Source organism: Nitrospinota bacterium (assembly GCA_016235255.1).
Lineage (GTDB): Bacteria > Nitrospinota_A > UBA7883 > UBA7883 > JACRLM01 > JACRLM01.
On the sequence record JACRLM010000053.1, the window covers coordinates 1 to 9,690 of the forward strand.

9 protein-coding genes are annotated in these 9,690 nt (G+C 55.4%); 6 read left to right on the top strand and 3 right to left on the bottom strand.

Annotation, left to right across the window (positions count from 1 at the left end):
* Positions 1 to 707: 707 nt before the first annotated feature.
* The gene (locus tag HZB29_06760) at positions 708 to 2,102 is read right to left on the bottom strand and encodes a B12-binding domain-containing radical SAM protein (GenBank protein ID MBI5815297.1); all 1,395 of its coding nucleotides are present in this window, start codon (positions 2,100 to 2,102) and stop codon (positions 708 to 710) included.
* A gap of 99 nt (positions 2,103 to 2,201) precedes the next feature.
* Between HZB29_06760 and HZB29_06765 the strand changes: the two genes are divergently transcribed.
* Entirely contained in the window at positions 2,202 to 2,963 is a 762-nt protein-coding gene (locus HZB29_06765) for an acyltransferase (protein MBI5815298.1), read from the top strand.
* Complete coding sequence (locus HZB29_06770; GenBank protein ID MBI5815299.1) at positions 2,960 to 5,572, top strand: hypothetical protein; 2,613 nt, start codon at positions 2,960 to 2,962, stop codon at positions 5,570 to 5,572. Before HZB29_06765 ends, HZB29_06770 begins: the two co-directional genes overlap by 4 nt.
* Before the next feature lie 9 nt (positions 5,573 to 5,581).
* Here the strand turns inward: HZB29_06770 and HZB29_06775 are convergent, their stop codons facing one another.
* Positions 5,582 to 5,887 carry a Dabb family protein gene (locus HZB29_06775; GenBank protein MBI5815300.1) on the bottom strand — a complete coding sequence of 102 codons (306 nt, stop codon included), beginning with the start codon at positions 5,885 to 5,887 and terminating at the stop codon, positions 5,582 to 5,584.
* A 183-nt stretch (positions 5,888 to 6,070) separates the two neighbouring features.
* Between HZB29_06775 and HZB29_06780 the strand changes: the two genes are divergently transcribed.
* The 4 genes from HZB29_06780 to HZB29_06795 are packed head-to-tail and all read left to right on the top strand — an operon-like array spanning position 6,071 to position 8,860.
* On the top strand, positions 6,071 to 6,874 hold the full coding sequence (locus HZB29_06780) for an HDOD domain-containing protein (GenBank protein ID MBI5815301.1): 804 nt from the start codon (positions 6,071 to 6,073) through the stop codon (positions 6,872 to 6,874).
* 19 nt (positions 6,875 to 6,893) lie between these two features.
* Positions 6,894 to 7,784: an MBL fold metallo-hydrolase gene (locus tag HZB29_06785; protein MBI5815302.1), complete on the top strand. Its 891-nt coding sequence runs from the start codon at positions 6,894 to 6,896 to the stop codon at positions 7,782 to 7,784.
* Positions 7,785 to 7,814: 30 nt separating this feature from the next.
* On the top strand, positions 7,815 to 8,507 hold the full coding sequence (locus HZB29_06790) for a DUF502 domain-containing protein (GenBank protein MBI5815303.1): 693 nt from the start codon (positions 7,815 to 7,817) through the stop codon (positions 8,505 to 8,507).
* A gap of 8 nt (positions 8,508 to 8,515) precedes the next feature.
* Positions 8,516 to 8,860, top strand: a complete 345-nt coding sequence (locus HZB29_06795; GenBank protein MBI5815304.1) for a hypothetical protein — start codon at positions 8,516 to 8,518, stop codon at positions 8,858 to 8,860.
* Between the two features lie 394 nt (positions 8,861 to 9,254).
* Here HZB29_06795 and HZB29_06800 read toward each other — a convergent pair whose 3' ends face one another.
* Positions 9,255 to 9,455: a hypothetical protein gene (locus HZB29_06800; protein MBI5815305.1), complete on the bottom strand. Its 201-nt coding sequence runs from the start codon at positions 9,453 to 9,455 to the stop codon at positions 9,255 to 9,257.
* Positions 9,456 to 9,690 lie beyond the last annotated feature (235 nt).

Consider the following 9,690-nt stretch of genomic DNA (forward strand, 5'->3'; position numbering starts at 1 on the left):
ATCCATTCTTCCCTTGCCAGTTTTCCCGTTACCGTTTACTCTTTTCATGTGACCTCCTTGCTTTCCGTTGTTTTCGTTCAAAAACATGGTAGCAGGTGAGGTCATACCTTCGTTTCAACTAAGTTTAGGACACTTTCCCGGCCGGATGGACGGTGGTTTATTCATCAAATGGGGGTGTTGGCAACGTAGACAGTAACGGACAATTCAAGACATTAAAAAGCACGACATACCAAAGCTCTTCAATAAGCGGGAATATATATGCAAATTACGAGTTAATTGGGTATTTTACATCCACGGGATGGTTTGGAACTTACAATTTTCAAGTGGATTTTAGCGATCTTAATGTTAACTGCACATCCTCCACTTCTTTTAGCGGGGATAAACAAATATAAGTTTCAGATTCCCTGACTGTTACAGGAAACACTCGGTGAACAACGGGCCATCAAGCGCTTTTTCACCTCAATCCCAAGGATACTCTCGCCGAAATCCTGAACCTTCTAACTCGCTTTCTTGCGTTCATCGCCGATTCCTTGTCCGCCGACTCGCCGGGCCAGCTGTCCTGTCATCCCGGCCGCAACGAAACGGAGAGCCGTGTGTTTTACTGTAGGGGCACGGCGCGCCGTGCCCTTACAAAGCCGCGATCCCGGATAGCCGAAGACGGCTTCCGGGATGACAACAAAAGAACCAAGCCATGATTACCCTCCCCCTCACGCCCCCATGGCGATCTTGCGGATCGGCTTTTTTATCTTGTCCATCACACGGATCAGCCGCTCGCCGAACCGCGAGTAATACATTTTATATAACAGCGCCTTTTTCGGCGAGCTTTCCTTGTACACGTTGAAAGCGAACCGGCGGTAGCACCGCAGGATCTCCTCCCGGGGGAACTGGGGCATCGCAAGGGGCGTGTCCGTGCGGGAGATGAACTCCTCCTCCAGAAATTCCGGCCTCAAAAATCCGGCGTCTATGGATATCTGGTACAGCGCGGTGCCGGGATACGGATTGAAGATGTAGCACACCAGGCTGTCAGGATCGAGCTGGCGGTTGAGTTCCACCGTCTCCATGTGCATCTCCACCGTCTCGTGCGGGAAACCGACGATGTTGTACGACTTGGTCTTCAGCCCCGCCCGCCGGGCGTCGGCGAACGCCTGGATGATCTTGGCGTTGGTCATCTTCCGGTTTAGCACCTTGCGGCGCAACTCCTCGCTGCCGGACTCCACCCCCATGGCCACCCGGGTGCATCCCGCGTCCGCAAGGTTCTTGAACGTCTCGTAATTGGCGCTCTCCACCCTCGTTGTCACCTCGAACGGCAGGCCTATCTCCCGCGCATACGCGTCGCAGAAGTCCTTCACATACTTGCGGTCTATGGTGAAAACGTCGTCGGCGAAAAATATGTTCTTCACCTTGTACCGGGTCACCACGTCCTTTATCTCCGCGACGCCGTTCTCCACGGAACGGAACCGCACATACTTCCCTTCCTGTATCCTCCCCATGGCGGGGCTGCCGCAATAGTTGCAGCTGTACGGGCACCCGCGCGAGAGCATGAAGGTGGCCCGGTCGTAATCGGAGTCCACCACCTCCTGATAATTGAACATGGCGCGGTCGCCGAAGGGTATGGTGTCCAGCTCGTGGATGAACACGCCGCTGGGATTTTTCTGTATGGAGCCATCGGCCTTGCGCACCCACAGGCCGGGGATATTGCTGTGGTCCCGTTTTTCCGACAGCGCCGTGACGAGATTCAACAGCGTGTTCTCCCCCTCGCCGACGCATATGGCGTCAAACCCTTCGGCCGTCTCTATGCATTTGGGATAAAGCGAAGGATGGGTGCCGCCGGCTATCTGGAATATTCCTCGCCCCTTGAAACGTTTGGCGAGCCTGGCCACATGGCGTATCTGGGTGGAGTCCGTGGTGTAGCCGATGACATCGGGCTTGAATTCCCCAATGCGCTTTTCCAGCCCTTCCGGGTCCCACTTGCCGAACATGTAATATAGATCGGTGGCGTGCCCCCCCTTTTTAAGGACGGAAGAGAGTATCCCCAGCCCGAAGTGGTAGCTTTTCGCCCCCCCCTTCACGTCAATGTCCGTATAGACAAACAGAACTTTCATATTTATCCTGTATTATCGCCCTTTAGAGGCGTTTGCGTGTTACATTTTTCATATTAATGGACTTGGGCGCAAGATTGCAAATCCAAAGGCATAAACCAAATGGCTGAAGGCGGCTTACAGGAAGGCGAAGTAAAGATCAACATCCAGATCCAGCATGAGTACGCCGGGAAGGGAAAGTCGCGCCTTGAGCAGTATCAGGACATGATTCTGGGGACCCGCTCGCTCTGGTTTCTCGTAAAGTTCGAGTTTATAACCATGTTTTTCACCCGGATGCCGGGGGCGCTGGGGATCGTGTTGCGCAAAATCTTCTATCCCATGATTTTGGGCGAGGTGGGGCACGGCGTGGTGTTCGGGACGGACGTGTTCCTGCGCCATCCGCAAAAAATAAAAATAGGCCGGGGAGCGATCATAGACGACGGCGCCCTGCTCGACGCCAAGGGTTCAAACAACCAGGGGATACATATCGGCGAATTCTGCTATATCGGCAGAGGGACGATACTAAGCTGCAAGGAAGGGGACATGGAGATCGGCGACCATTCCAACATCTCCACCTGGTGCAACATATCGTCCAACTCGAAAATCACCATCGGCAAAAAGACTCTGCTGGGGCCATACACCTCCATATTCGCCACCATGCACAATTTTGACGACACTTCCACCCCGATCCTGGACCAGTCGTGGACGAGCAAGGGGGTCTCCATCGGCGACAACTGCTGGCTTGGCGCGCGTGTCTCCGTGCTCGACGGGGTGAAAATCGGCTCCAACACGGTTGTGGGCGCCGCCGCCGTGGTCACCGAAGACCTGCCGGAAAGCGTGGTGGCCGTGGGCATCCCCGCGAAAGTGATAAAGGAAAGGAAATGACCGGCTCGCGCAATGAGCCTTCACTACGGCCTTTCCGCGTATTCCTGATCTTCACGCTTCTGGGCGTGATCTATTCCTGGCCCGCCGCCACCCGCATGTTCGACGCCATACCATACGCCTACGACGTGCCGGGGGCGCTTGAAAAGGCCAGGCTGTACCAGGGCGACCACCTCCAGATGTTCTATCACCTCGGGCTTTTGAAAAGGGCGGCCGCCGGGGATATACCGTTCCTGTCAAATCCGCTGGAGTTCGCCACGGCCCACCAGGCAAAGTGGATATACACATACGAACTGCCGGTGTCTCTGCTATACCTTCCGTTCACGCTGGTGTCGCTCACCTTCGCGTACAACATGTACATCCTTATCTCCTTCGGCCTTTCCGGCCTTTCGATGTACCTTTGGGCGGCGCAACTGCTGAAAAACAGGGCGGCGGCGCTGGCGGCGGCGGTGGTGTTCGATTTCATCCCGCTGCGCCTTGTGGAGCTTTACGGTGGCCATCCGGCCGGCACGGTGCTGTTTTTAGTGCCGCTCACCCTTTTCTTTTTCGAGCGGGCGGCGGAGCGCAAAAGCCCGCTTTGGGGATTTTTTGGGGGGCTGGGCGTGTTGACGGTCAGCCTTTCGTATTCCTTTTATTGCTACTTCCTGCTGATGTTCCTGATGGCATACGCCCCCTGGAGGCTTGCTCCAATGATAGCGGGAGCCACCGCCGGAAAAGAGAGGCTGGAGACCATTAAAAAACTTGCCGCCGCCGGGGTCCCTTTCCTTCTGGGCGCAATCCTCGCCGTATTGTGGATGCAGAAGTTTAAGAAAGCGCTGGTGGAAAAAGCATCATTCGCCGGGGGGAGGACGATGGACGAAATATCCATTTTCTCCCCGAAAATACCGGCCCTGTGGGCGGGTGATGGCGACTGGCATGTGTACGTCGGCCTGCCGCTTCTTCTTGTCCTTTTCGTCGTGGCGGCGGCCCTTGCCGGAAAACTCGCGGGCAAGGCAAGGCGTGACGCTATTTTCTTTTCCGCCGCTTTCGCGGTGACGTACATATTGGCCTTCGGCCCGACGCTGGACGGATATTTCCACATCTATTCGCTGTTCTACAATTACTTCCCGTTCTTTAACATGTCCCGCACGCCGGCGAAGATCATGGTGATCCCCATTTCGCTCGTGGCGCTTTTGACGGCGTACGCCATGGACATCGCCATGAAAGCGGCGCGCGGCAGGACGCTGGCGATAACAGCCGTTGGCGTCGTCATCGCGTTGACCGCTTTTGACTATCACCCGAAAAAGCCTGTGGGACTTTGTCTGCTCGACGGCGGGAACGCGATTTACGCAAGGATCGCCAAGGAGGCCCCCGGCGCAAAAGTGCTTAACATCCCCATATGGCCCGGCGAAAGCTCGTGGGAGTCCATTTATGAATATTACGCGGTGGAAAACAACGTTCCGATGATAAACGGCTATTCGCCGGTGGTCTCCAAAGCGTACACACAAAACGTGTTCGCCCCGCTGGCCTCCATGAACACCGGGGATTTCACCGATTCACAGGCGCGGCTGGCAAAAGAGCTTGGGGTGAAATTCATCCTGTTCCATGAAGAGGCATATCCGCCGCAGGTGAGCGCAATGCCAGCGCAGTTCGCGGCGGAGCGTCTGGCCGGCAATCCAAGGCTTAAACTTTTGACACGCAAGCCCCCCATATGGATGTTTGAGATTGTGAACGCGGCGGCTGGAGCGGAAGATTCACAACAACCGCGCCCATCGCCTGTTGGAATCTATTACGAAGCTGAATGGCTTTCAAAGCAGGACGGACACGTTGTTGAGGACGGCGCCGCGTCGGGCGGGGCTGTTATAACCGTGGGCGAGGCGGCCCCATCTTCCGCCGCAAGGTTGCTCAACGCCGGGCCGTACAGGACGTTGCCCGCCGGAAAGTATTCCGCATGGTTCAGGCTCAAAACGGCGGGGAGCGGGAAGGATGGCGTTGTGGCGGCGGTGGACGTGGCGGTGAAAGAAGGGAAAATAACGCTGGCCCGTCGCGAAATAACATCGTTTGAATCGGCTGGCGGCGGATACCTCGATTACATGGTGGACTTTACGATCCTGCCCGGCGCCCTTTACCAGGCGGAGTTCCGCGTTTACTCAATCGGCGGCGCAAAGGTAAGTTTCGACAGTGTTTACGCGTTGCTGGATGGGACGCCCGATCCGCAATACACTTTCGAGGCGGAAGAGCTATTCCACACCGGGCGCGTGATTGAAGACAAGACCGCCAGCGGAGATCGCGTGGTGGCCCTTTCACCGGGGGACGAGCGAAGCGACGTGATGCTGTTCGGCCCGGTGCGGATGTTCGATGAGGGCAAGTACACCGCCACGTTCAACATGGCCGCGGGGGACGCTCCCGCCGGGGCGCAACTGGGCGTGGTCGAAGCGAACGATTACGCCAACGGAAAGCTTCTGGCCTCCCGCAAGGTATTGCGGCCGGATGTGGCGAAAACCGGGCATGGCGCCGTGACGCTGGACTTTACGATGCAAAAGCGCGGCCCGGTGGAGTTCAAGGTGAGGTTCTCCGGCGCGGCGGAGCTTTCGATAGATTCGATAACGGTGAAGAAGATATCCGGAGAATGACCTTCCGGCCTACATGGCCACTTTCATTGTTTGATAGTCCACCTTCACATGGGATTCGCATAGAATCCTGATTGTGGCCAGCACCTTCACATGAGCCGGGTGGGCGGCGTATTTTTCCATGTCTTCCATTGTGTCGAACAGGGAGTTTAGCGCCATGTCATATGAATTGGCCATGTGCGCCCGGTCAAAGCAGACTTCCATCTCCCTTAACAGGTGGATGTGGCTCTTTAGCGCGCAAAGCTCCTCGGCCAGCGCATCCATTTCTTTTTGTGAAACGCCCTTTTTGAACTTGAAAAATACTATGTGCCTTATCATGCTCCCATCGTCCGTTTAAGCGCCGTTCCGATTACCTTTGGCGCCGGGTTTACAAGCGTTCGTAAATATTATGCTAAAATGCAGATTGTTCGCAAACAAAACATTATGAAGATGGTAGATCGTATTGAAGCGGCGAGTATAATAGATTTCATTGACAAAATGCCGGCCTTCTCTCCGGCGTCGATGAAAATCATTTCCCTTGCCAATGACCCCAAGTCCTCCCCGACGGACCTGGTCAACGCCGTCACCATGGATCCTAATCTTACGGCAAGAATCTTAAAGCTTATAAATTCAGCTTATTTCGGTAACCGTGGGGTGGCCTCGGTAAACCGGGCTGTGATGCTTCTAGGGTTTAACACCATTAAAAATATAGCCCTTTCGGTGGCGGTGACAAGCACCATCAAGGTACGGGACGATTTCAAGTGGTTCACAAACAACGAGTTTTGGGAGCATAACCTGGGATGCGCCATCGCCTCGCGAAACCTGGCCAAGGCCATGGGGGTGGGGGCATTACAGGTGGAGGAATATTTTGTGGCCGGGCTTGTGCATGACATGGGCAAAGGGGCGCTCATCCACAAGCTTGGGAAGGAAGACTCTGAAACGATATACAATCCGGAGTATGAACCGGCCAGCCCGCGCCATGAGGTGGAAAAAGAGATGCTGGGAATGTCCCATGGGGAGATAAGCGGCATAATCGCCCAGAAGTGGAAATTCCCTGAATCGCTGGCCGCCGCCATAGCGTTCCATCACAATCCAATGGAAGCGCCGGCGGAGCACAGAAAACTGGCGCTTACCGTCCGTATCGCCGACCATTGTTGCCACTTGCTAAAAATCGGTATTCAAACCACAATGAATCTTGGTAATATCACCCGCGAGGAATGGGGATCGTTTACGATGAAACCCGAGGATGTGAAAAACACCCTCACCGGCCTTCCGGAAGCGGTGGAAAGCGCCAGGGATTTCCTCACGGACGTTAAAAAGAAATAAAAGGCGGTACTTAAGAAGCATGCAGATCCAATTTTGGGGCGTGCGCGGCTCCATTCCCGCGCCGGGGCCGGACACTTCGCAGTTCGGCGGCAACACTCCGTGCGTGGAGGTGCGCAACAGCGGCGAACCGTTGATAATCCTTGACGCGGGAACCGGGATAAGAAAGCTTGGGCTGGACATTCTAAAGGACCCGTCGGTGACGGAGATACACATAATGCTCTCCCACACCCATTGGGACCATATACAGGGGCTTCCCTTCTTCGCCCCTCTTTTTATCCCAAAGTACACTATCAACCTATACGGCCCGGTGCACTACTCCAAAAACCTTGAGCAGATATTGAGCCAGCAGATGGACTACACCTATTTCCCGGTGCGTGTCGAGGAACTGGCGGCGAAGATTTCCTTCCACGACATCACCGAGCAGGAGCTTAGCATCGGCAATTCGGTGAAGGTGACCACCAAGTTCGTCAACCACCCGGTGGTGTGCCTAAGCTACAGGATATCAAACGCAGGCAAGTCGTTCGTTTACCTGACGGACCATGAGCCGTACAGAAACCTGTTCGACGATGGCGACGAGATCAACAGGGAAGAAGGGCGCCTGGTGGCGGAAGAGCAGACCGACGCTATAATAAAATTCGTCGAAGGGGCCGATCTTCTTTGCATGGACGCCCAGTACACCCCGGAGGAATACAGGAACAGGATCGGCTGGGGCCATTCGAGCGTGGACTATTCGTACAACATGTCCAGGGCCGCGGGGGTGAAGGAGCTTGTGCTGTTCCACCACGATCCGGACCGGTCGGACGCGGACCTGCAAAGGATACTAAGCGGCCTGCAGGACCGTTCCTGGAGCCCGGTGAGCGGCGCGGTGCCTGTGCGGCTTGCCCGTGAACGTCTCGTCATCGCCCTGTAATCCCTTGAGAATTCCCACCGGCCATACGGCATGAAAACGGTCGCCTTCCGGATAAGAAGAGTATTCCTTACCGGGCTTCTGGTGAGCATGCCCCTGGTGATCACCATTTTTGTCTTCAAGTTCGTCTTCGAGACGCTGGACAGCCTGCTGGGCCCCGGCGTAACGGCGATCATGCGTCACGGCGGCGCGCCGATACCCGAAGGGGCGATCATCCCCGGCGTGGGGGTGCTCACCACGCTTCTGCTCGTGTTCCTGATCGGCCTTGCCACCACCAACTATCTTGGCCGGAAGCTTTGGGACGTGGCCGAGAAGATTTTCACCGCCATACCGTTCATCCGTCCGGTGTACGTGGCCACAAAGCAGGTGATAGAGACATTCTCCGCCGGAGGGGGCCAGGCTTTCCGCAAGGTGGCGCTGATAGAATATCCGAGAAAAGGGATGTACTCCCTGGCGTTCATCACGGGGCACGTTAAAGGCGAGGTGATGGAAAAGTCCGGAAAGGACCTTGTGATGGTTTTCATCCCCACCACTCCGAACCCGACTTCCGGATTCCTTTTGATGCTGCCGCCGGAAGATGTGACTGAGCTTGACATGCCGGTGGAGGACGGGGTGAAAATGATCGTGTCGTGCGGCCTTGTAACGCCGGAAGTTTATGGTAGTATAGCCGGAAAGAAAAATCCGGAGCCTGGTCTTGGGCCGGATGGATCGCCGCACGGGAGTTAATAGACAGAATGACAGAGAAGTTTCATCTGCAGATCCTTTCAAAAAGAGCCACGGCGCAACAACTAAAGCGCCTTGCGTCTGGATTCAACGGCGAGGAGATAAAGGCCGTGGTGGACGTGAAGCGCGGAGCCATCGCCGCCGGGTGCGAATGGCACTCCGAAGCGCGGGACGTTCTCTTGAAAAGCGGGAGCGACTCGGAGGATCTTTGGGGCGCCCGCGTGAACATCAAGAACGGCGCTATAATCTACAAATCGCAGATCAACGAAGGGCGCGTCGGCTCCGACGGCAACGAACTTGTGGACCAGGAGATACGGTCAGAAGTGGAAACGGTGCTTAAGCAGTATCTGGTGTAGGCGCAGCGCCATTCCCCTTGCTTCCCCTTGGTCGCCTGACCATGGATTCCTGTCCCAAATAGCGAATGAATACCCTACCGCCGGAACCGCCTGTTGACGGCCATGACTATAATCAACTTGCGATAAACGCGTGTCTCTAGCCTCTGCCAATCATTCTTTCGTAGTCGTCATGGGTTCCAATCCACACCCATATAAAATCGGCGCCGTCCTCAACAGCAAGAGCGCGGTATTGAAGTCCGATCCTGGCGGACCAATACTTGCCTGCCTTTTTGAAGTTTAATGATGGATGATCCGGATTTTGCTTTAATGCGGCGAATGCGCGGATGGCGGCCTTTTGAACAGGCTCCGGAAGGCTTTCAAGGCATCGCCAAAACCTGGCGGACGCCTGATGCATTCAAACGCCTTTGAGAAGCCCGGCACGCTTTTCGGCCAAAGCCTCATTTACAAGAAAATCCAGTTTCCCGGAGGCGGAATCGTTTTCAATCCGCTCGTCCCACTCCCTCCAGTCCCGCTCGGTGAACCATTGGCGCAGTTGGGCGTACTCGCCATCCGGCAACCCCTCGATGGCCAACTTGATATCGTCAACCTTCGCCATTTATAGAACCTTTACGCTATGAACACATTCTCCACTTCATGCTATCACAAAACCGTATTTCATTACCGCCGGAACCGCCCTTTCTCCCCCCTTTACAAGGAGACCTTTGCATAATTCCAGCATCGTGGTTTTGATCCATCATTTACCCCGTAATTGCGGATTGACGGCCTCTTTGCGCTCAGACAACGACTGTTTTGTGCCCCCCATGGAGCCCGCTTTAGCCTCGTTTTCCCGC

Bases quoted from the DNA above. Each gene is read 5' to 3' on its own strand.
- HZB29_06760 (MBI5815297.1), bottom strand. From the start codon at position 2,102: ATGAAAGTTCTGTTTGTCTATACGGACATTGACGTGAAGGGGGGGGCG.
- HZB29_06765 (MBI5815298.1), top strand. From the start codon at position 2,202: ATGGCTGAAGGCGGCTTACAGGAAGGCGAAGTAAAGATCAACATCCAG.
- HZB29_06770 (MBI5815299.1), top strand. From the start codon at position 2,960: ATGACCGGCTCGCGCAATGAGCCTTCACTACGGCCTTTCCGCGTATTC.
- HZB29_06775 (MBI5815300.1), bottom strand. From the start codon at position 5,887: ATGATAAGGCACATAGTATTTTTCAAGTTCAAAAAGGGCGTTTCACAA.
- HZB29_06780 (MBI5815301.1), top strand. From the start codon at position 6,071: ATGAAAATCATTTCCCTTGCCAATGACCCCAAGTCCTCCCCGACGGAC.
- HZB29_06785 (MBI5815302.1), top strand. From the start codon at position 6,894: ATGCAGATCCAATTTTGGGGCGTGCGCGGCTCCATTCCCGCGCCGGGG.
- HZB29_06790 (MBI5815303.1), top strand. From the start codon at position 7,815: ATGAAAACGGTCGCCTTCCGGATAAGAAGAGTATTCCTTACCGGGCTT.
- HZB29_06795 (MBI5815304.1), top strand. From the start codon at position 8,516: ATGACAGAGAAGTTTCATCTGCAGATCCTTTCAAAAAGAGCCACGGCG.
- HZB29_06800 (MBI5815305.1), bottom strand. From the start codon at position 9,455: ATGGCGAAGGTTGACGATATCAAGTTGGCCATCGAGGGGTTGCCGGAT.